The organism is Saccharopolyspora griseoalba, from assembly GCF_042665275.1.
In the GTDB taxonomy this organism is placed as follows: Bacteria; Actinomycetota; Actinomycetes; order Mycobacteriales; family Pseudonocardiaceae; genus Saccharopolyspora; species Saccharopolyspora griseoalba.
This window is the reverse complement of the sequence record NZ_JBHTCJ010000003.1, coordinates 205,111-223,371: the sequence shown is the minus strand read 5'-3', so window position 1 is coordinate 223,371 and position 18,261 is coordinate 205,111. Positions and strand designations below refer to the sequence as shown.

Genomic DNA, 18,261 nt, shown 5'->3' with positions numbered 1-18,261 from the left:
CGGGTAGCGGGCGCTGAGCGGCTACGGGCGCGTTCCCCGGCGCACCGCGTAGAGCTGGGGCGATTCCGAGCTCACGCCGTAGAGCGCGCTCCCGTCGAGGTGCAGGTCGTCGCCCACCGGGTTCAGGCGGGCGATCGACCCCAGCCGAGGCCGGCGCGCTCGCTGGCCCGGCGACCAGGTGAAGACGCCCGCCTCGCCCGGTCCGGCGAAGACCACGTCCCCGCCGGTGACGGCGACGGGCGCGGTGCCCACCCCGTCGCCCGGTTCGACCGGCCCGAGCCGCCCGCTGCGGAGGTCGACCGAGGTGATGCTCCGCCCCTCGCCCGCCGTGCCGATCAGGCGCCCGCCGACGACGGCGAACGGGTACCGGCGCGGGAAACCCGGCCGAGGCGCGTTCTTCGGCAGCACGTCGAGCCCGGTGTAGTCGAGGTCGAGGATTCCGGTGGCCGACCCGTCCCGGGCGAAGAGCAGCAGCCGGTCCGGCTCGGTGGTGTCGGTGTTGACCACCGGCGGATCGGCGGAGATCGCCTGCGGCATCGGCGCGGAGCCCAGCGCGCGGTCGGCGATGCGGGCGCCGTCGGCGGCGTCGCGCAGCACGAGGCGCGAGCCGCCGGGGCAGCGCTGCGGGAGCACCACCGCGGGCCCCAGGGCCGGTCCGGAGAGGTGGCAGCCCGGCTCGGCCGAGCCCCGCCAGACCTCGCCGCCGTCGGCCGCGCGCACCGCCATCACGTGATCGTCCCAGCTCAGCAGCACCAGGTCACCGACGAACTCGGCGCGCGCGCCGCGCCCCGGAGCGGTGGGCAGCCGGTGCCGCCAGATCGGCTCCCCGGTGCGCAGGTCCACCAGCGCGACGCCGGTGCAGTCGACCGCCAGATCGCTGGTGCTCGTGCCGTAGGCGACCACGCCGAGCCCGTCGCGGGCGCCGCCGCTCATCCCGCACAGCGCGTCGGCGCGCGGATCGCCGGCCAGCGATCGGCCGGTGGCGCGCCAGGCGGTCCCGCCGTCGGTCGCGCGGTAGCCGGTCAGCGAGCTGCGCCGCGCCACCACCAGCGAGCCGCTGGAGAACCAGCTGCCCAGCGGTTCCTCCTGGTCGCCCGCGCTGCTCCACAGCTCGGTCGCCGGTCGCGGGGCGTCGCCCGCGGCGGGCCAGCCGGCGAGGTGCGCGCCCGTGGTGACCGCCGCGGACAGCAGCACGACCGCTGCGAGCAGCACCGCCCACCACTTGCGCGACATCCAGAGAGCTCCCGAAGTCCGAATCCCCGGGCACGGATGATGCCGTTCCTCACTCCAGCGGGTGAAGGCAATGGATCGCCTTCATCCGGATAGAGCAGTCAGCGCAGCAGCGTCGCGGCTTCCGGATCGGCCAGCAGCGCGGGGAGCGCGAAGCGCTCGCTCCAGCGCCCGGCCGCCCAGGCCAGGGCGCGGGCGAGGCCGTCGGGCGCGCGTTCGGCGTGCACCTCGCCGCCCGAGGTGACCCACCAGTGCACCTGCCGCTGCGCCTCCGGGGTCCGCACGACCAGCTTGTCGTGCAGCAGGACCGCGCCGTCGGGGACCGCGATGCCCAGCAGCTCGCAGGCCCCGGGCACGCGGGCGACCTCCGCCCAGCGCTGGGCGCGGCCGGTGCCCTCGACGCGCATGCTGTTCTCCTCCGAGGCCAGCGGAAGGTCGAGGAGTTCGGCCAGCGCCTCGGCGTCGAACCGCTCCGGGCTGCCGCCCGCCACCACCAGCGGGGCGTCGAGGACCGAGAGCATCCACGGCTCGTCGAGCACCACCGCCCGCTCGGTGCTGACCACCGCGCCGGAGATCGAGCGCACCTGCTCCGGCGGGTCCAGTTCGGACGGATCCGCGGTCCCGGCCGCGACCGCCTCGGAGAGCGCCCGGTGGGCGCGCAGCGCGGTGCCCGCGCGCACCTGGCGCTGCGGATCGCCCAACCTGCGCAGCAGATCGGCGGCGTCCTCCCCGCCGTCGACGCGCAGCTCGGCGCGCACCCCGGCCAGCCGCAGCGCCTCCGGTTCGACCCCGAGGTCCGGGACCGGGTCGTGCAGCCCGGCGAGGTCCTCGGCCTCGGGCATCCGCCAGTACCGGGGCGGGCGGCCCGCGAGCAAGGCGTAGCGCGAGATCCACCAGCGCGAGTAGTTGTCCGGTTCGCGCAGCTCCCGCAGCGTCTCGGGCTGGCTCACCAGCAGCCGCAGCGCGGCGGGCCAGGCGTCGTCGGCGACCAGGTCCAGGTCGCGCACGGCCGCGAAGCGCGCGGGCGGCCACTCCTCGGGCCGCTCCGCCTGCTGCTCGGCCCACCAGCGCGCGGAATCGCCGAAGTCCGGGTCGGGTTCGACCGGTTCCTCCTCGACGTGCACCGCGAAGCCGTCCAGCACCCCCGCCGACAGCAGCAGGTCGTCCGGCCAATCCGCGGCGAAGTCCTCGTCCAAGGTGGACAGCGGCCCGTCCTCGCCGAGCTGGTCGGGGTCGAGCACCTCCAGCAGGGCGGCCTCTGGCAGCAGCAGCTCGTCGGCGCGGCGGAGGTCCCCGTCGGCGGTCGGCAGCGCGAGCGCGCCGAGCCAGTCGCGGGGCCCGGTCTCGGCGACCAGCCGCAGCACCGCCTCGGCCAGCGGGCGCACCTCGAAACCGGCCAGCGCGTCGGCGACGCTGCTGCGCACGGCCTCGGCCAGGGCCGGGGCGTCGAGCAGCTCGGCGGGCCCGGCGAAGTGCGCGCCGAGCCTGCCCAGCAGCGGGTGGGTCGCCTCCGGGTGCGCGATGCGCAAGCCCGAGATGTCCAAGGTGGACAGCAGCGCGGCCGGGTCCGGACCGGTCTCCGCGCTGCCGAGCAGCACGTCGCGCACGCCGCTCACGGTCCGCCCGTCGGCCAGCGGGACCGGCAGCGCGGCGAACTCCTCGCGAGCCACCGGGTCGGTCTCGGCGATCGGCGCGAGCGCGCCGTAGAGCCGGTACCACCATCCCGGCTCGCGGCGCAGCCCGGTGACCGCCTCGACCAGCTCGGCCGCCCCGACCCGCCGCACCTCCAGCGCCTGCAGCGCGCGGCGGTGGCCGGCGTCGGCCAGCTCCGCGCTCAGCAGGCCGGGGACGACCTCGCGCAGCAGCTCGACGAGCTCGGTCGAGACGTGGTCGAGCACGCGCGCCTCCACCGGCGCGACGTGCTCCTCCCCCGCTCCCGGCAACCAGGGCACCACCCGCAGCCGGTCGCCCGCGCCCTGCCGCAGCTTGTCGTCCACATCGGACAGCGGGAACCCGGGGAGCGGGACCAGCGCGGTGCGGTGCTCGGGCGGCAGCTTGTCGACCAGGGCCGGGTAGTGCTCCGCGGCGAAGGTCAGCACGGCGTCGGTGGCCGGCGAGGCGGCGACCCGCCGCCGGTCGGCCTCCACGGGCACGTCGGCCAGCAGTCGCGCGGGCAGCGAGAGCCGCTCCTCGGTCGGGGTGGGCGTGTGCAGCACGTCCTCGGTCAGCGGTCGCGGCACGCCGTCGGCGTCGACCGGCACGGCCCAGGCGATGCGCCAGTGCGCGCCCGCCTCGGGGCCCAGCCCGTCGAGCACCGCCGGGCTCAGCTCGCCGGAGGCGCGGTGCACCAACCAGCGGTCGCTGCGCGCGGGACCGGAGACCAGCACCCGGTCGCCGGTCTCGTCGGTGCGCGTCCAGGTCTGCCCGGCGACCCGGATCTCGCTCAGCGAAGGCAGCGCCAGCAGCAGGTCCGCGGCCTGCTCGGCGCAAGCGGCCAGCAGCGCGTCGGAGTCCACCTCGTCGCGCAGCGGCAGCCGGACCTCGGTGGCGAAGCCCTCGGGCGGCCGCTCGGCGGTCTCCCACGGCAGCCGCAGCACCGGCACCGCTCCCTCGCGGCGGCGCATCTCCTCGGCCGGGCCGGGCAGGTCGGCGACCTCGTCGCGGGTGCGCTCGGCGGAGAACTCCACCCCGCCGGAGGTCGACAGCACCCGCGGGGCGTCGGAGACCGCCAACACGGCGGCGAAGCCGACGCCGAAGCGGCCGACCGTGGCGCCCTCGCGCTTGGCCGAGGCCCGCAGCGAGGCCAGCGCGGCCACGCCGTCGGAGGTCAGCGGCGCACCGGTGTTGGCCACCCGCAGCTCGCGCCCGGCCAGCTCGACGCGCAGCGACCCGTCGCCGTCCGCGGCGTCGGCGGCGTTCTGCGCGAGCTCGACCAGCAGCCGATCCCGGTAACCGCCGAGCCGCAGGTCCTCCTCGGCGTTGGCGTCCTCCCGGAACCGCGTCGGCGAGGCCTCCCAGGACCGCAGCACCGCGTCCCGCAACGCGGCCGCGCCGAAGTGGTCCGGCTCGCTCACCCGCGCCCCGAGGTGCGCGGCTCGAAGTCCAGGGTGGTGTCGTCGTAGACGATCTCGGCCACCGGCACCGTCGAGGACACGTCCACCTCGACCTCGGAGTGCGCGCCGCAGCCGAACTCGACGCTGACCACCCGGCCGTCGGCGGGCGCGAGCTCGTTGGCGCACACGCCGAAAGCGCTGCCCATCGAACCGGCCAGCTTCACGAAGAAACCGCACGTGCCGCAGGCCCCCGGGGCCAGCCGCGCGGTCTCGGAGTCCGGCCCGAACTCGCCGGAGTTCCAGCGGTCGGCGGCCTCGTTGCGGCCCTCGAAGCTGAGCACCCGCTTGCGGCCGAAGCCGACCTCCTCGGCGAGGTCGCCGATGCCCGGGTCGTCGACGGCCAGGTGGCCGGGGGCCAGCCGGTGGTCCTCCGGGCTGGTCGGCAGCAGGTCGCCGGCGCCCAGATCACCGGGGCGGACCCGGTCGCGCCACGGCACCCAGTCGGGCGCGGTCAGCGCCGAAGGCCCCGGGACCAGGACGACCTCGCTGACGGTCACCGGCTCGCCCGGTCCGACGCCGGCGACGGTGACCGCCCAGCGCCAGCCGACGTAGCCGGGGTAGTTCGACTCGAAGTAGTGCGTGACGGCGTTCGGCCCCTCGGGCTCGACCCCGACGTGCGCACCCACCGCCTCCGGCGAGGCGGCGCCGACGGACAGCACCGGGGAGCCGATCGGGTCGGCACCGGGTCGCGTCTCGTCCTCCGCCGCAGCTCGCGCGACGTCCTCCGCCGCGGCGAGCTCCGGGTTCAACGGCTCGGCGGCAGGCTTCCCGGCATCGTCGTACCGGGCGTCCGCGCCTGGGCTGGTCATCGGAGCAGGCATAGGCGTCACACGTCCGATTGTGCCGTACGGGGTCGCGGCCGCACGCGGCTGTGCCTGCGCGGCGCTGCGTGTCAGGCTTTCGGGGTGCGAGTTGCCCGAACCGGAACCGTCCTGTGCGCACTGCTCGTCCTCGGCCTCGGTGTCGCGTGCGCGCCGCAGGTACCAGCGCAGCGCGACGGCCAGGACGACCGCGAGCAGACCGATCAGAGCTTGGGGCACTCGGGAAGCGTGCCACACCTGCGAGCCGAGGTGATCAACACGCTCCCGCACGACCGCTCCTCGTTCACTCAGGGCCTCGAAATCGCCGACGGGACCCTCTACGAAGGCACCGGGCTGCGCGGCTCGTCGCTGCTGCGCGCGACGGACCTGGCCAGCGGATCGGTGCTGGCCGAGGAACCGCTGCCCGCGGAGTTCTTCGGCGAGGGGGTCACCGTCACGAGTGACCGTATCTGGCAGCTCACCTGGCAGGAAGGGGTTGCGTTCGAACGCGACCGGCGAACCCTGCGCGAGCTGCGCCGCGTGCGCTACGACGGCGAGGGCTGGGGGCTGTGCCACGACGGCTCCCGCCTGGTGATGAGCGACGGCAGCGACCGGCTGACCTTCCGCGACCCGAGGTCGTTCGAACCCGCGGGCTCGGTGCGGGTGGCGCTGGACGGCAGCCCGGTGCGCGAGCTCAACGAGCTGGACTGCTCGGGCGGCGCGGTGTGGGCCAACATCTGGCACCGCGATCAGATCGTGCGGATCGACCCCTCCGACGGCCGGGTGACCGCGGTGGTCGACGCCTCCGGCCTGCTGCCCCCGGATCAGGCCGCGCGCGCCGGGGTCCTCAACGGCATCGCGGCCGTCCCCGGCACCAACGAGTTCCTGCTGACCGGGAAGAACTGGCCGACGACCTTCCGCGTCCGCTTCGTCCCGGCGTGAACCGCCCGCGCGGGTGGACGGGGCCGAGTCGAGCGGGGGCGCGGTCCGCGCCTGAGGCAGGATGGGAGCCATGGGGAAGAGCGGGGGTCCGCCGGGGCGGCCTGGCTGGGGCGCCGGTCAGCGCGGCAGACGAGGTGCCTACGACGGCGGCGCTCGCCGCTCGGCGCAGCGGTTCGACGCCCCGCGCGATGAGCAGCGCCGCTACCCCTGGCAGGAGGACCCCGACTACGACGGGCGCACCGGTCCGCTGCCCCCGCTGCCCGAAGACCACCCCGGGCAGGAGGAGCCGGAACCGGAACCGGAGCCCGAGCCGGAGGGGCCGCGCGGCCCGAAGAAGATCACCGTCACCCGCGTGGTGGGCTGGCGCAGCAAGGACCTGACCCAGCGCGCGATGCGGATGTTCTTCTCGCTCGCGCACGCCGACGGCGCCGACCGCTCCGGGCTGGCCAAGTTCACCTACGCGGTGATGGGCAACTACGCGGTGGACGCGGCGATGGCGGTCGCGCTGGCCAACACCCTGTTCTTCTCCGCGGCCACCGCCGAGAGCCGGGACAAGGTCGCGCTCTACCTGCTGATCACGATGGCCCCGTTCGCGGTCATCGCACCGGTCATCGGCCCCGCGCTGGACCGGCTGCAGCAGGGCCGCCGGGCCGCCCTGGCCGCTTCCTTCGGCGTGCGCGTGGTGCTGGCGGTCGTGATGGCGCTGAACTTCGACAGCTGGCTGCTCTACCCCGCGGCGCTGGGCTGCATGGTGCTGTCCAAGTCCTTCACCGTGCTGCGCTCGGCGATGACCCCGCGGGTGCTGCCCGACCAGATCACCCTGACCAAGGCGAACTCCCGGCTGACCGTCTTCGGCCTGGCCGCGGGCGGGGTGCTCGGCGGGATCGCCTCCGGAGTCGCCTGGCTGGCCGGTTCGGAGGGCGCGCTGTGGTTCATGGCCGCGCTCGCCGCGGGTGGGATCTGGCTGTGCCTGCGCATCCCGGGCTGGGTGGAGAGCACCGAGGGCGAGCTGCGCACCTCGCTGAACCCGCAGCCGCGGCAGTCGCGCAAGGTCCCGCTGAGCGGGCACGTCGTGGTGGCGCTGTGGGGCAACGGCGGGGTCCGGGTGCTGACGGGTTTCCTCACCCTGTTCGCCGCCTTCGTGATCAAGCACAACACCCAGCACGAACCGCAGATGCAGCTGGTGCTGCTGGGCATGGTCGGCGGCGCGGCCGGTGCCGGCAGCTTCCTGGGCAACGCCATCGGGTCGCGGATGCGGTTCGACAAGCCGGACCGCACGATCATCGCCTGCCTGAGCGCGGTGCTGGCCGTGGTGGTCTGCGCGGCCGTGCTGGCCGGGCTGCCGCTGGCGGTGGCCCTCGGCCTGGTCGGCGCGACCGCCAGCGCGCTGGCCAAGGTCTGCCTGGACGCGGTGGTCCAGCACGACATGCCCGAGGAGTCCCGCGCCTCGGCGTTCGGCCGCTCCGAGACCGTGCTGCAGCTGAGCTGGGTGTTCGGCGGCGCGCTGGGCGTGCTGCTGCCGCCGGTGTACTGGATCGGTTTCACCGTGGTCGCGGCGCTGCTGGCGCTCGTGCTGCTGCAGACGGTGCTGCGCGGGCGGGGGTCCGGCCTGCTGCCCTCGCTGCCGCGCCGCGCACCGGCCAGCGCCCGCTCGCACGCCGGGTCGTAGGCTCAACGGCGTGCATCGAGGACTGAAGCCGCTGCTGGCGGTGGCCGCCGTCGCGTTCGCCGCCGGGTGCGGAGCGCCCAGCGACCCGCAGGTCACCTTCTACTCCCACGGGAACTCGGTGGAGGTGGCGCCCGCCCAGTACTGCGACCCGACCGGGGAGAACTGCTCGAAGCCGCCCGCCGACCCGGCCGGTGAGCTGCGCATGACCGGGCGCGATCCGCTGCAGATCTCGGTGCCCAGCGAGGTGGCCTCGGCACCGTGGCAGGTCGCCTTCGTCTACCGCGACGTCGCCGGGCAGGAGGTGGAGAGCCGCAGCGCGGTCTTCGCCCCGGGCACCCGGCACGCCTACACGCTGCACCTGCCACCGGACGCCGCGCGCATCGAGCACGTTGAGGTCCAGCAGTTCTCCGCCCTGCTCACCGCCGGACCCGACGGCGGCGTCCAGTTCGGCATCGGCGGCAGCTGGGTCCTCGACGTCCACCAGTGACGCACCGAGCACCGGGCCGCCCTTGCGGCGGCACCTGACCGGCTCCCCGGGCGCCCCTCCTCGTGCAGCCGCCCGCGGCGAGGTCGCGCGCTCCGCGGAACTCGAGAGCGGAACGCCGGGCGCTCCGGGCGCCCGGCGTTCGGCGGTTCCGCTCAGTTCCCGCCCGGGTCGAGCTCGCGGGCGACCGCGCGGACGACCTCGCCGATCTTCTTGGCGGTCTTGCGGTCCGGGTACTTGCCGTGGCGAAGGTCGGGCTGGACCTTGGCCTCGAGCAGCTTGATCATGTCGTCGACCATGCCGTGCAGCTCGTCGGCCGGGCGACGGCGCGCCTCGGTGACCGAGGGCGGCGGGTCCAGTAACTTCACCTTCAGCGCCTGCGGCCCGCGACGGCCCTGCGCCATGTCGAAGTCGACGCGCTGCCCGGTCTTGAGCGCATCCACGCCGGAAGGCAGCGCGGAGGCGCGCACGTAGACGTCCTCACCACCATCCTGGGTCAGGAAGCCGAAGCCCTTGTCCGAGTCGAACCACTTGACCCTGCCGGTCGGCACTGTCCTCACCGTTCCCTGTCGAATGCGCTGACCCGTCGCCGGGCCTGTTCCCTGCCATGGCACATCGCGGCGGGAACAGGCCCGTCACGACGAAAGCGCCCCGGGAACGCCACGCAGGTTGCGCGCGCCGGGACGCGTCACGACCAAGCGTACCGCGTGGACCGGAGAAATCACTCATCCTTATCGACCAAGACCCGCCGCCCCCGCTCGCGCGCGGGTGAATACGCTGCTCGGCATGGCAGACACCCCACGTCGATCGGCGCTGCTGCCGATCTCGCTGACGCTGTTCGGCATCGGCCTGCTCGCCATCATCGCGATCTTCGCGCTGTTCGCCACCGGCCGCTCGAACCTGCCGGCGTGGCTCAACATCGCGGCGCTGCTGTGCCCGGCCGGGCTGATCTTCGGCGTGCTGGCCTCGATCGCCAGGGCCCGCCGCGACCGCGGCTAGCGCGCGGAACCGCGCTGCTCTCCCCGGGCTAGGCGTTCGCCAGCCAGGCGGGGAACTCGGTCAGCGAGCCGAGCACCACGTCGGCGCCGAGCTCGCGCAGCTGCTCCGCGTCGTAGGGCCCGGTGGCCACCCCGACCGCGACCGCCCCGGCCGCCTTGGCCCCGGCGATGTCGCCGCGGTGGTCGCCGACGTAGATCGTGGCGCCCTCGGCGCGCAGCACCTCGCCCTTGCCCTCGGCGAACACCCCGCCCGCCAGCCGGTCGACCTCCCAGCCCAGCGCTTTGAGGTGCAGCGCGGCGTTCGGCTCGTACTTGCCGGTGATCACCAGCGCGCGGGCGCCCGCGGCGCGCACCGCATCGAGGGACTCGGCCGCGCCCGGCAGCGCGGCGGTCTCCTCGATCACCACCGTCGGGTAGATCGCGCGGAAGTGGGTGACCATCCGCTCGACCTGCGGCTCGTCGTAGCCGTAGCGGCGCAGCACGTCCTCCAGCGGCGGACCGAGGTTCGCCGCGAAGTGGGCCGCGTCGACCTCGGTGCCGAACTCGGCGTTGACCGCCTCCATGGCGCGCAGCATCCCGGGCCGCGCGTCGATCAGGGTCATGTCCAGGTCGAAACCGATTGCCGGGGTACTGCGCTCTGCCACCACGTTTCCACCCTACGGGTGAGCCGGAACGCCCCTCGCAGTTGACGCGGAACTGACCGGTACCGAAAATTGCTGGGTAATCCTCCTCACACCGGCGCACCTGGAGACTCGATGACGAGCACTCACCCGGCCCAGCGCGAGGGCTTCCACTCCCTGCGCGAACGCGGGTTCAACTGGGACTCGCTGCCGCTGCGGCTGTTCACCAAGGGCAACGCGAAGTTCTGGAACCCGGCGGACATCGACTTCAGCCAGGACGCCGAGGACTGGAACGCGCTCACCGACGACGAGAAGCAGAGCGTGGCCGGGCTGTGCGCGCAGTTCATCGCCGGCGAGGAAGCGGTCACCGAGGACCTGCAGCCGTTCCTGGCCGCGATGGCCGCCGAGGGCCGCTTCGGCGACGAGATGTACCTCACGCAGTTCTGCTTCGAGGAGGCCAAGCACACCCAGGCCTTCCGGCTGTGGATGGACGCCGTGGGGCTCACCGAGGACCTGCACTCGCTGGTCGAGGAGAACCCCGGCTACCGGGAGATCTTCTACAGGGCGCTGCCGGAGTCGCTCAACGCCCTGCACGGCGACCCGAGCCCGGAGAACCAGGTGCGCGCCTCGGTGACCTACAACCACGTGGTCGAGGGGACGCTGGCGCTGACCGGCTACTACGCCTGGCACAAGATCTGCGTCAGCCGCGGCATCCTGCCCGGCATGCAGCAGGTCGTGAAGCTCATCGGCGACGACGAGCGCCGCCACATGGCCTGGGGGACCTTCACCTGCCGCCGCCACGTGGCCGCCGACGAGCGCAACTGGGAGGTCGTCGAGGACCAGATGAACCGGTTGCTGCCGCACGCGATCGCCCAGGTTCAGTGGCGTCCCGAGGACGCACCGGAGGTGCTCCCCTTCGAGCTGGACGTCGAGGAGCTGACCAGCTACGCCTCCGACCGCGCCACCCGCAGGCTCGGGGCCATCGCCAGCGCGAAGGGCATGCCGCTGAGCAAGATCGACGTCGACGCCGAGCCGGAGGCCCTGGAGGAGCGCTTCGGCGCGGAGGACGCCGCCGAGCTGGACCGGCTCCGGCAGTAGCACGCCCTCTGATGAAAGAAGTCCCCCGAGCACGGAGGAGCGCTCGGCGGACTTCTTTCATCAGAAGGCTCAAGCCCCTACAGGCCCAGGAGCTTGCGGGCTTCCTCGCGCATCTCGACCTTGCGGACCTTGCCGGTGACCGTCATCGGGAACTCGTCCACCACGCGCACGTAGCGCGGGATCTTGTAGTGCGCGAGCCGGCCGGTGCAGAACTCGCGCAGCGCCTCGGCGGTGAGCTCCTCGGCGCCCTCGCGCAGCCGGACCCACGCCATCAGCTCCTCGCCGTACTTGGCGTCCGGGACCCCGATGACCTGGGCGTCGACGATGTCCGGGTGGGTGTAGAGGAACTCCTCGATCTCGCGCGGGTAGACGTTCTCGCCGCCGCGGATGACCATGTCCTTGATCCGTCCGGTGATCGAGACGTACCCCTCGTCGTCCATCACCGCGAGGTCGCCGGTGCGCATCCAGCGGGCGCGGTCGATGACCTCGTCGGTCTTGTCCTGCTGCTCCCAGTACCCGAGCATCACCGAGTACCCGCGGGTGCACAGCTCCCCCGGTTCGCCGCGCGGGACGGTCAGGCCGGTGGCGGGGTCGACGACCTTGACCTCCAGGTGCGGCCCGACCCGGCCGACCGTGGACACGCGGCGCTCCAGCGAGTCGTCGGCGCGGGTCTGGGTCGACACGGGGCTCGTCTCGGTCATGCCGTAGCAGATCGCCACCTCCCGCATGCCCATCCGCTCGATGACCTGCTTCATCACCTCGACCGGGCAGGGCGAGCCCGCCATGATGCCGGTGCGCAGCGAGGACAGGTCGAACGAGGCGAAGTCCGGGTGGTCCAGCTCGGCGATGAACATGGTCGGCACGCCGTAGAGCGAGGTGCACCGCTCGGCCTGCACGGCCTCCAGCGCGGTGCCCGGGTCGAAGGCCTCCGAGGGGATCACCATCGCCGAGCCGTGGCTGGTGCAGGCGAGGTTGCCCATGACCATGCCGAAGCAGTGGTAGAAGGGCGGCACGATCGCGACCCGGTCGGCCTCGGTGTAGCCGCAGAGCTCGCCGACGAAGAAGCCGTTGTTCAGGATGTTGTGGTGCGACAGCGTCGCGCCCTTGGGGAAGCCCGTGGTGCCCGAGGTGTACTGGATGTTGATCGGGTCGTCGGCCGACAGCCCGATCGAGCCGAGTTGCTGCCGGTCCGCCGGGGTGCCGGCCAGCCGCTCCCACTCCGGCGAGTCCAGGAACACCACCTGCTCCAGACCCGCGCAGGAACCCCGCACCTCCTCGATCATCGCGGCGTAGTCGGAGCTCTTGAACGACTTCGCCGACACCAGCATCCGGACGCCCGACTGGTTGAGCACGTACTCCAGCTCGTGCGAGCGGTAGGCCGGGTTGATGTTGACCAGGATCGCGCCGATCTTGGCGGTGGCGTACTGCACCGCCGTCCACTCGGCGCGGTTGGGCGCCCAGATGCCGACCCGGTCGCCCTTGGCGATGCCCGCGTCCAGCAACCCGGTGGCCAGCGCGTCCACCGCGCCCGCGAACTCCCGGTAGCTCCAGCGGCGGCCGGTGGCGCGCTCCACCAGCGCGTCCCGATCCGGGAACCGGGCGGCGGTGCGGTCCAAGTTCTCGCCGATGGTGTCGCCGAGCAGCGGGACGTCGGATATCCCGGAGTCGTAGCTCGGCCGGACCGGTTCGGTGGAATCCACGTTGCCAACCTCCGATGCGCGGTGACTCGGGCCACTCATCTTGACCCGTGCGGCGCGCCGCGGCCACCCCCGAAAGTGCCTGCCGGAGCGCCCCCGGGCGGCGATGGCGTGGTCCGACCAATTCGGACTCGAAGTATGCAACCGGAGACGGGTGAAAAATCGCCGGAATCGCGTATGCTCAGTCCTCCGAACGGGTCTCATTGCTGTCCGCCGATCGCCGGATTGGGGAAGCAACCATGATCACCGAGCTTGAGCTGGAGCGGGTCGCCGCCGCCATCGAACGCGGGTTCCGGCACGAAACCGATCCGGACTGGACCGAGGTCGAGCGACTCCGCCTGCAGGCAGACCTGTTCGACCGGCTGGCCGCCTCGCAGCGGCACTGGTCCGGGTCCCTGAGCCGCCGCGCGGAGCTGCTGCGCGACGCCGCCGAACGCATGGCCGACGACCTCAACGGCGTGACGATCGCGATAGACGTCGACGACGTGAGCGCGGCCGGCCGGTCGTGAGCGCGGCCCGGCGCCCACGACCGCCGGGCGATCAGGTCTTGAAGGGGTCGGTGACGTTGTCGGTGAGGTCGGTGATGGAGCGCACGACCTTGGTCGGCCGGTACGGGAAGAGCTCCGCGGTGTCCTCGTTCGAGATGCCGGAGAGCACCAGGATCGTCTGCAGCCCCGATTCGAGCCCGGAGCGCACGTCGGTGTCCATCCGGTCGCCGATCATCAGCGTGTTCTCCGAGTGCTTGCCCAGGTGGCGCAGCGCCGAGCGCATCATCAGCGGGTTCGGCTTGCCCACGTAGTAGGGCGCGCGCCCGGTGACCCTCTCGATCAGCGCGGCGACCGCGCCCGTGGCGGGCAGCGTGCCCTCGCGGCTGGGCCCCTTCTCGTCCGGGTTGGTGGCGATGAACCGCGCCCCGCCCTCGACCAGCCGGATCGCCTTGGTGATCGCCTCGAAGCTGTAGGTGCGGGTCTCGCCCAGGATCACGTAGTCCGGCTCGCGGTCGGTGAGCACGTAGCCGATGTTGTGCAGCGCGGTGGTCAGGCCGGACTCGCCGACCACGAAGGCCGAGCCGCCAGGGCGCTGGGTCTGCAGGAACTGCGCGGTGGCCAGCGCGGAGGTCCAGATCGACTCCTCCGGCACGTCCAGGCCGCTGCGCAGCAAGCGCGCCCGCAGGTCGCGCGGGGTGTAGATCGAGTTGTTGGTGAAGACCATGAACGGGATGCCGTTGTCCTTGAGGGCGCTCAGGAACCGGTCCGCACCGGGAACCATGTGCTCCTCGTGGACGAGCACGCCGTCCATGTCCATCAGGTAGGTCCAGCTGGATGCCTCAGTCACGCCCCCGATGATCCTCCGGAGACGGGGTGGATTGCTACCTCTGCGGCCTTGACCGCGAACCACACCTCGTCGTTCGAGGTCACGCCCAGCTCGGCGACGGCGGCTGGGGTGACGTCCGCGGCGATCGCGCCGTCCGGCAGCACGCCGCGCACCCGGACCACGTCCCCGCGGGGCTCCAGCGCGCTCACCCGCCCGCGCAGCGCGTTGCGCGGGCTGCCGCCCGGGCGCTCGCGGTGCACCGCCACCGCCGAGGGCGCGAAGACGGCCGCGGCCGCCTCGCCGGGGACGACCTCCTCGACCGCCCTGCCGCTGATCCGGTGCTCGCCGACCGCGACGCCGTCCTCGACGGCCTCGCCCGCCAGCAGGTTCAGCCCGGCGATGCGCGCGGTGAACGGTTCCCTGGGCCGGGCCAGCACCTCGCGGGTGGGTCCCTGCTCGACGATCTCGCCGTCGAGCAGCACCAGCAGCCGGTCGGCCAGCACCACCGCGTCGAGCACGTCGTGGGTGACCAGCACCGTCGGGGTGCGCTGCCCGCGCAGCACCTGGTGCAGCAGGCCGCGCACGGCCGGGGCGGCGTCCACGTCCAGCGCGGCCAGCGGCTCGTCGAGCATCAGCAGCCGCGGCTCGGCGGCCAGCGCGCGGGCCAGCGCGACCCGCTGGGCCTGGCCCCCGGAGAGCCGCCCCGGGCGCCGGGCGGCCAGCGCCGTCGCGTCCACTTCGGACAGCCACTGCTCGGCGATCGCGCGCGCGGCCTCCTTGCCGCGGCCCGCCGCGCGCGGGCCGAAGGCGACGTTGTCCCCGGCGGTCAGGTTGGGGAACAGCAGCGCCTGCTGCGCCAGCAGGCCGACTCCCCGGCGGTGCGTCGGCACGTTGATCCCGCGCTCGGTGTCCAGCCAGGTGTCGCCGTCCAGCTCGACGCGTCCCCGATCCGGCACCAGCTCGCCCGCCAGGATCGACAGCAGGGTCGACTTCCCGGCCCCGTTGGGGCCGAGCACCGCCAGCACCTCGCCCGCGGCGACCTCGAACTCGGCGCGCAGCGCGAACTCCGCGCGCCGCAGCGCCACCTCCACCCGGAGCGTCACAGCCGTCCCTCCACCGCCCTGGGGCGGGCGATCACGATCACCAGCAGGGCCACCGCGACCAGCAGCAGCGACATCGCCACCGCCGCGTCCACGTCGGTCTGCGCCGTGGTGTAGATGGCCAGCGGCAAGGTCCGCGTGGTGCCCTGCAGGCTTCCCGCGAAGGTGATCGTGGCGCCGAACTCGCCCAGCGCGCGGGCGAAGGTCAGCACCAGGCTCGACCCCAGCGCGGGCAGCAGCAGCGGCAGCGTCACCCGCCGGAACGCCAGCCACGGACCGGCGCCGAGGGTCGCGGCGACCTGCTCGTACCGGCCTCCCGCGGTGCGCAGCGCGCCCTCCAGGCCGACGACCAGGAACGGCATCGCCACGAAGGTCTGGGCCAGCACGACCGCCGCGGTGGTGTAGGGAAGCCGGATCCCGACCAGCTCCAGCGCGCCGCCGAGCAACCCGGTCCGGCCCAGCAGGTAGAGCAGCGCCAGACCGCCGACCACCGGCGGCAGCACCAGCGGTAGCAGCACCAGCGCCCGGACCACCCGCAGGCCGCGCAGCCGGGAGCGGGCCAGCACCACGGCCAGCGGCGTGCCCAGCACCAGCGACAGCGCCGTGGAGATCAGCCCGGTGAGCACCGACAGCCGCAGCGCGTCCAGCGCGGCCGGGCTGAGCAGCAGCACCGGGAGCTCGACCGGGTCGACCCTGGTCAGCAACCCGGCGACCGGGAGCACCACGAGCGCCAGGGCGATCGCGGCCGGCACCCACAGCACCACCGGCACGCGCGAGGGGGCCCGGCGCATCACGGCACGCCGAAGCCGTGCTCGGCGAGCACCTGCCTGCCGACCGGCCCCCGGACGAACTCCACGAACGCCCGGGCCCGCTCGGGATGCGGGGCGGAGTTGATCGAGGCGATCGGGTAGGTGTTGCGGGCCTGCTCGGCCTCCGGGAAGTCCACGGCTTCCACCCGACCCCCGGCGGCCACCGCGTCGGTGACGTAGACCAGCCCCGCGTCGGCCTCGCCCGCGGCGACCTTGCGCAGCACCGACTTGACGTCGTTCTCCTCGCTGGCCGGGTGCAGCCGCACCCCGCCCGCGGCGGCGACCTCCCGCGCGGCCGAGCCGCAGGGCACCTGCGGGGCGCAGACCACGACGTCCTGCGCGCGCGCCAGGTCGGCCAGGGAGGTGATGCGCGCGGGGTTGCCGCGCGGCACCGCGATGGTCAGCCGGTTGGTCGCGAACGTCCGCGGCGGCGAGACCTGGTCGCGGACCTTGTCCACGTTCTTCGCGTCGGCCGAGGCGAACACGTCGGCCGGCCGCCCCTGCCTGATCTGCTCGGCCAGCGTGGAGGACCCCTGGTAGTCGAACTTGACCTCGACCTCGGGGTGCTCGGCGTGGAACTTCCGCCCGATCTCGTCGAAGGATTCGGTCAGCGAGGCCGCGGCCAGCACGGTCAGCGTCCGGTGCTGCTCCGACCCGGCCGTGCCGCAGCCGGCCAGCAGCACCAGCGCCAGCGCGGCGCCCGCGATCGCCTTGAGCCTCATGTTCCCTCCCCCGTCCGGCGAGCGGCTCGCACCACCGGTAAGGCACCCGCGCGCATCAGTCCTCCGGCGTCTCCACCACGACGTTGGTCGACTTGACCACGGCCACCGCCAGCGCCCCCGGTTCGAGACCGAGCTCGTGGGCGGCTTCGGTGCTCATCAGCGAGACGACCCGGTGCGGCCCGCACTGGATCTCCACCTGGGACATCACCTTGTCCGAGACCACCTCGGTGACCAGCCCGACCCATCGGTTGCGCGCCGACCGGCCCACCCCGGAGGGGTCCGGGGTGGCGCGGGCCTGGGTGCGGGCGAACGCGGCGAGCGTCCCGCCGTCGATCACCAGCCTGCCCGCGGAGTCCCGCTCGGCGGGCAGCTGACCGCCGTCGACCCAACGGCGGACGGTGTCATCGCTGACCCCGAACAGCCCGGCGACTTCAGCAATCCGATAGTGCGGCACGATGGGCACATTACTTCCGCAGGTGCGAAGAAACCAGGGGGTGCCTCACCCGCAATTCCGGATACCCGCCCACCCGGACGGCGGTTTCGTCCCCCGGGCGAATGCCGCTCGACGATCGAAATCGGTCGCACCGAGGAGATAGGGTCGAGGGGTGAACGCGGTGGAGCTGGGAATTCCGTTCGTGCGCCGCACGACCGACACCTCGGAGCGGCCGGACACGCCGTACCTCGTGGACCGCTTCGGTCGCGTGGCGCAGGACCTGCGCGTCTCCCTCATCGACAAGTGCAATCTGCGCTGCACCTACTGCATGCCCGCCGAGGGCCTGCCCTGGCTCAAGCGCGCCGAGATGCTCGACACCGACGAGATGAACCGGTTGATCCGGATCGCCGTCGAGGAGCTCGGGGTGACCACGGTGCGCTTCACCGGGGGCGAACCGCTGCTGCGCCAGGACCTGGTGGACATCATCGGCGCGACCTCGGCGCTGCCCAGCAGGCCGAAGACGTCGCTGACCACCAACGGGATCAACCTCGGCAGCTACGCGGAGCCGCTGGTCGCCGCGGGCCTGAACCGGGTCAACGTCTCCCTGGACACGCTCGACCGCGAGGTGTTCAAGGAGCTCACCCGGCGGGACCGGCTCGACGACGTGCTCGACGGGCTGGCGGCGGCCAAGACGATGAAGCTGGAGCCGGTCAAGGTCAACGCGGTGCTGATGCGCGGCGTGAACGACCACGAGGCGACCGAGCTGCTGCGCTTCTGCATCGAGCGCGGTTACCAGCTGCGGTTCATCGAGCAGATGCCGCTGGACGCCCAGCACGAGTGGGACCGCGGCGCGATGATCACCGCCGACGAGATCCTGGATCTGCTCGGCCGCGAGTTCACCCTCTCCCCGGACACCGCCGAGCGCGGCTCGGCCCCGGCCGAGCGCTGGCTGGTCGACGGCGGGCCCGCGACCGTCGGCGTGATCGGATCGGTCACCCGGCCGTTCTGCTCCGCCTGCGACCGCACCCGGCTCACCGCCGACGGGCAGCTGCGCTCCTGCCTGTTCTCCACCACCGAGACCGACCTGCGCGGCCCGATGCGCGACGGGGCGAACGACGCGGAGCTGATCCGGCTGTGGCAGGGCGAGATGTGGGCCAAGGCCGCCGGGCACGGCATGGACTCGGGCGAGTTCGCCCGGCCGGACCGGCCGATGAGCGCGATCGGGGGCTGAG

General features: G+C 73.4%; 18 protein-coding genes. 7 read left to right on the top strand and 11 right to left on the bottom strand.

Annotated features, from left to right (window positions below):
- Positions 1-21 precede the first annotated feature (21 nt).
- From ACFQRI_RS07530 to ACFQRI_RS07520, 3 genes are all read right to left on the bottom strand, one after another.
- The gene (locus tag ACFQRI_RS07530; RefSeq protein WP_380665939.1) at positions 22-1,233 is read right to left on the bottom strand and encodes an outer membrane protein assembly factor BamB family protein; all 1,212 of its coding nucleotides are present in this window, start codon (positions 1,231-1,233) and stop codon (positions 22-24) included.
- A gap of 98 nt (positions 1,234-1,331) precedes the next feature.
- Complete coding sequence (locus ACFQRI_RS07525; protein ID WP_380665937.1) at positions 1,332-4,304, bottom strand: sacsin N-terminal ATP-binding-like domain-containing protein; 2,973 nt, start codon at positions 4,302-4,304, stop codon at positions 1,332-1,334.
- Complete coding sequence (locus ACFQRI_RS07520) at positions 4,301-5,152, bottom strand: DUF3027 domain-containing protein (protein WP_380665935.1); 852 nt, start codon at positions 5,150-5,152, stop codon at positions 4,301-4,303. The genes ACFQRI_RS07525 and ACFQRI_RS07520 overlap by 4 nt, the downstream gene beginning before the upstream one ends.
- A gap of 96 nt (positions 5,153-5,248) precedes the next feature.
- Here ACFQRI_RS07520 and ACFQRI_RS07515 point away from each other — a divergent pair, with 96 nt between their 5' ends.
- The 3 genes from ACFQRI_RS07515 (at position 5,249) to ACFQRI_RS07505 (ending at position 8,241) form a co-directional block, all read left to right on the top strand.
- Complete coding sequence (locus ACFQRI_RS07515; RefSeq protein WP_380665933.1) at positions 5,249-6,085, top strand: glutaminyl-peptide cyclotransferase; 837 nt, start codon at positions 5,249-5,251, stop codon at positions 6,083-6,085.
- A 70-nt stretch (positions 6,086-6,155) separates the two neighbouring features.
- Positions 6,156-7,754, top strand: coding sequence for an MFS transporter (locus ACFQRI_RS07510; RefSeq protein WP_380665931.1), 1,599 nt, complete (start codon positions 6,156-6,158; stop codon positions 7,752-7,754).
- A gap of 10 nt (positions 7,755-7,764) precedes the next feature.
- Positions 7,765-8,241, top strand: a complete 477-nt coding sequence (locus tag ACFQRI_RS07505) for a DUF2771 family protein (RefSeq protein ID WP_380665929.1) — start codon at positions 7,765-7,767, stop codon at positions 8,239-8,241.
- A gap of 152 nt (positions 8,242-8,393) precedes the next feature.
- Here the strand turns inward: ACFQRI_RS07505 and ACFQRI_RS07500 are convergent, their stop codons facing one another.
- On the bottom strand, positions 8,394-8,789 hold the full coding sequence (locus tag ACFQRI_RS07500) for a cold-shock protein (protein ID WP_380665927.1): 396 nt from the start codon (positions 8,787-8,789) through the stop codon (positions 8,394-8,396).
- 235 nt (positions 8,790-9,024) lie between these two features.
- Between ACFQRI_RS07500 and ACFQRI_RS07495 the strand changes: the two genes are divergently transcribed.
- Positions 9,025-9,237, top strand: coding sequence for a hypothetical protein (locus tag ACFQRI_RS07495; RefSeq protein WP_380665925.1), 213 nt, complete (start codon positions 9,025-9,027; stop codon positions 9,235-9,237).
- 28 nt (positions 9,238-9,265) lie between these two features.
- Here the strand turns inward: ACFQRI_RS07495 and ACFQRI_RS07490 are convergent, their stop codons facing one another.
- Entirely contained in the window at positions 9,266-9,880 is a 615-nt protein-coding gene (locus ACFQRI_RS07490) for an HAD family hydrolase (protein WP_380665923.1), read from the bottom strand.
- A 111-nt stretch (positions 9,881-9,991) separates the two neighbouring features.
- On the opposite strand from ACFQRI_RS07490, the gene ACFQRI_RS07485 reads away from it, so the two are divergent.
- The gene (locus ACFQRI_RS07485; RefSeq protein ID WP_380665921.1) at positions 9,992-10,954 is read left to right on the top strand and encodes a R2-like ligand-binding oxidase; all 963 of its coding nucleotides are present in this window, start codon (positions 9,992-9,994) and stop codon (positions 10,952-10,954) included.
- A gap of 77 nt (positions 10,955-11,031) precedes the next feature.
- Here ACFQRI_RS07485 and ACFQRI_RS07480 read toward each other — a convergent pair whose 3' ends face one another.
- Complete coding sequence (locus tag ACFQRI_RS07480) at positions 11,032-12,654, bottom strand: AMP-binding protein (RefSeq protein WP_380665919.1); 1,623 nt, start codon at positions 12,652-12,654, stop codon at positions 11,032-11,034.
- 236 nt (positions 12,655-12,890) lie between these two features.
- Between ACFQRI_RS07480 and ACFQRI_RS07475 the strand changes: the two genes are divergently transcribed.
- A complete protein-coding gene (locus ACFQRI_RS07475; RefSeq protein ID WP_380665918.1) occupies positions 12,891-13,160 on the top strand; it encodes a hypothetical protein in 270 nt (89 codons plus the stop codon).
- Between the two features lie 31 nt (positions 13,161-13,191).
- On the opposite strand, the gene ACFQRI_RS07470 is transcribed toward ACFQRI_RS07475, so the two are convergent.
- Genes ACFQRI_RS07470 through ACFQRI_RS07450 form a run of 5 tightly spaced genes read right to left on the bottom strand, consistent with a single transcriptional unit; the run spans position 13,192 to position 17,050 of the window.
- A complete protein-coding gene (locus tag ACFQRI_RS07470; protein ID WP_380666422.1) occupies positions 13,192-13,956 on the bottom strand; it encodes an HAD-IIA family hydrolase in 765 nt (254 codons plus the stop codon).
- A 26-nt stretch (positions 13,957-13,982) separates the two neighbouring features.
- A complete protein-coding gene (locus tag ACFQRI_RS07465; RefSeq protein WP_380665916.1) occupies positions 13,983-15,068 on the bottom strand; it encodes a sulfate/molybdate ABC transporter ATP-binding protein in 1,086 nt (361 codons plus the stop codon).
- Positions 15,065-15,856 (bottom strand): ABC transporter permease, encoded by a 792-nt coding sequence (locus ACFQRI_RS07460; RefSeq protein WP_380665914.1) that lies wholly within the window; start codon positions 15,854-15,856, stop codon positions 15,065-15,067. The genes ACFQRI_RS07465 and ACFQRI_RS07460 overlap by 4 nt, the downstream gene beginning before the upstream one ends.
- Positions 15,856-16,596, bottom strand: coding sequence for a molybdate ABC transporter substrate-binding protein (gene modA, locus ACFQRI_RS07455; protein ID WP_380665912.1), 741 nt, complete (start codon positions 16,594-16,596; stop codon positions 15,856-15,858). The genes ACFQRI_RS07460 and modA overlap by 1 nt, the downstream gene beginning before the upstream one ends.
- A gap of 55 nt (positions 16,597-16,651) precedes the next feature.
- Entirely contained in the window at positions 16,652-17,050 is a 399-nt protein-coding gene (locus ACFQRI_RS07450; protein WP_380665910.1) for a TOBE domain-containing protein, read from the bottom strand.
- Between the two features lie 151 nt (positions 17,051-17,201).
- Here ACFQRI_RS07450 and moaA point away from each other — a divergent pair, with 151 nt between their 5' ends.
- The gene (gene moaA, locus ACFQRI_RS07445) at positions 17,202-18,260 is read left to right on the top strand and encodes a GTP 3',8-cyclase MoaA (RefSeq protein ID WP_380665908.1); all 1,059 of its coding nucleotides are present in this window, start codon (positions 17,202-17,204) and stop codon (positions 18,258-18,260) included.
- Position 18,261: the final 1 nt, after the last annotated feature.